1 protein-coding gene is annotated in these 2,357 nt (G+C 69.8%); it reads right to left on the bottom strand.

Going from position 1 to position 2,357, the window contains the following annotated elements:
* A partial coding sequence (locus ACFC1X_RS40700) for a condensation domain-containing protein (protein WP_376364800.1) occupies positions 1-2,357 on the bottom strand: 2,357 nt, incomplete at both ends.

Below are 2,357 nucleotides of genomic sequence, written 5' to 3'. Positions count from 1 at the left end.
TCGACCACGGAAGTGGCCGCATCCACCAGGGCCGTGTCGTTCCAGTCCTCCAGCACCGCCGACCGCTCCGCCGACGCCAGCACGTCGAGACCGTCCAGACGGGATCCCGGATCTTCGGCCACCGAGCTCAGCACATGGACCAGGCGCTCCGCCATGGCCTCGACCGTGGCGGCGTCGAACAGGTCGGCGCGGTAGTCCAGGCTGCCTTCCATGCCCTCGCAGTCGCCGGACTGCCCACGGCGCTCGCTGATCGCCAGAGACAGGTCGAACTTCGACACCGTGAAGTCCAGTGGTTCCTGGCTCACGTGCAGTCCGGGCAGCGCCAGGGAGGCCCGGTCGTTGTTCTGGAACATGATCATGACCTGGAACAGTGGGTGGCGGTCCAGGGAGCGCTCCGGGTTGAGCACCTCCACGAGGCGTTCGAAAGGCAGGTCCTGGTGCGCGTATGCGGCGAGGTCGGACTCCCGCACCCGGCTCAGCAGTTCGCTGAAGGTGGGGTTCTCGGAGAGGTCCGTGCGCAGCACGAGTGTGTTGACGAAGAAGCCGACGAGGTCGTTGAGGGCTTCGTCGCTCCGGCCGGCCACCGGCGTGCCGATGGGGATGTCCGTACCCGCGCCGAGCTTGGACAGCAGCACCGCGAAGGCGGCCTGGACCACCATGAACATGCTGGTGCCCTGCTGCCGGGCGAGGGCGTCCAGCCGCTCGTGCAGGTGGGCGGGCACGCGCAGCGGAACGGAGCCGGCCCGATCGTACGAGACGCTTTCGCCCCGTCGGTCCACGGGCAGGTCGATCCCGGCGGGAATCCCGTCCAGCTCCCGCTTCCAGAACTCCAACTGCGCGGACACCAGGCTGCCGGGGTCGTCTTCGTTGCCCAGCAGGGTGCGCTGCCACAGTGCGTAGTCGATGTACTGCGCGGGCAACGGCTCCCAGGCCGGGGCGCGGCCGGCGACGCGGGCGGCGTAGGCGGCGGACAGGTCACGGGCGAGTGGTGCCATGGACCATCCGTCAGCGGCGATGTGGTGCACGACCAGCAGGAGGACGGCCTCAGAATCCCCTGTGGTGAACAGCCGGGTGCGGACCGGTGTGGCGACGCCCAGGTCGAATCCGCGCCGGGCCTCCGCGGAGAGCGCGGCGGGGAGTTCCTCCTCCGACACCCGTGTCACCGGGAGCTGCGCGGACACGTCGGGCAGGACGTGCTGCCGGGGACGTCCTTCGGTCTGCGGGAACAGGGTACGCAAGCTCTCGTGCCGCATGAGTACGTCAGCCACGGCGGCACGAAGCGCCTCGACGTCCAGGTCGCCACTCAGCCGCAGAGCCAGCGGAACGTTGTATGTGGCGCTGGTTCGGTCCAGCTGGTTGAGGAACCACAGCCGCTGCTGGGCGAAGGAGAGCGGGGGCGCGGCCGGGCGGTCGGCGACGACGACGGCGGGGCGGCCCGTCCGGGTGTCCGAGGCCGACTCGGTGATCAGGCGCGCCAGCCCGGCGACGGTCGGATGCTCGAACACCGTCCGGATGGAGAGGTCCGCCCGCAGTACGGAGCGGATCCGGCTGGTGAGCCGGGTGGCGAGAAGGGAGTGGCCGCCGAGACCGAAGAAGTCGTCATCGATGCCCACCGCGGGCAGGCCGAGGACGTCGGCGAACAGGCCGCAGAGAATCTCCTCCTGGGGCGTGCGCGGAGCTCCGCCCTGACCGCCCGCCTGCTCGGGAGCCGGCAGCGCCTTCGTGTCGAGCTTGCCATTGGACGTGAGCGGCAGCGCGTCCAGGGTGACGAACGCGGACGGGACCATGTATTCCGGCAGGAAGTCATGTGCGTGCTCCCGCAGTCGTGTCAGGTCCACGGCGGGGGCACCGTCACCGGACACCACGTAGGCGGTCAGCCGCTTGTCGCCCGGCTGGTCCTCCCGCACGATCACCGCGACCTGCTCGACGCCCTCGTACGACATCAGCGCGGCGCTCACCTCGCCGGGCTCGATGCGGAAGCCGCGGATCTTGACCTGGTCGTCGACGCGCGAGACGAACTCCAGGACACCGTCGGCGTTCCAACGCATCAGGTCGCCGGTGCGGTACATGCGCGTGCCGGGCTCGCCGAACGGGTCGGCGACGAAGCGCTCGGAGGTGAGGTCGGGACGGCCGGTGTATCCGCGGGCCAGCAGGTCGCCGGCGATGTAGACCTCGCCCGCGATGCCGATGGGGGCCGGCCGCAGGTGCTTGTCGAGGACGTACATCCGGACGCCGTCCATGGGGCGGCCGATCACCACGACCCCGTCGTGGATGGGGTCGTTGGGGTTGATTTGGTGGGTGGTGCAGCCGACGGTGGTTTCGGTGGGTCCGTATTCGTTGAGGATGGTGACGTTGGG

Origin of the sequence: Streptomyces sp. NPDC056128 (genome assembly GCF_042263835.1) — a bacterium.
Classification (GTDB): domain Bacteria; phylum Actinomycetota; class Actinomycetes; order Streptomycetales; family Streptomycetaceae; genus Streptomyces.
The sequence above is the reverse complement of the archived record's forward strand: the minus strand, read 5'-3'. Positions and strand labels throughout refer to the sequence as shown.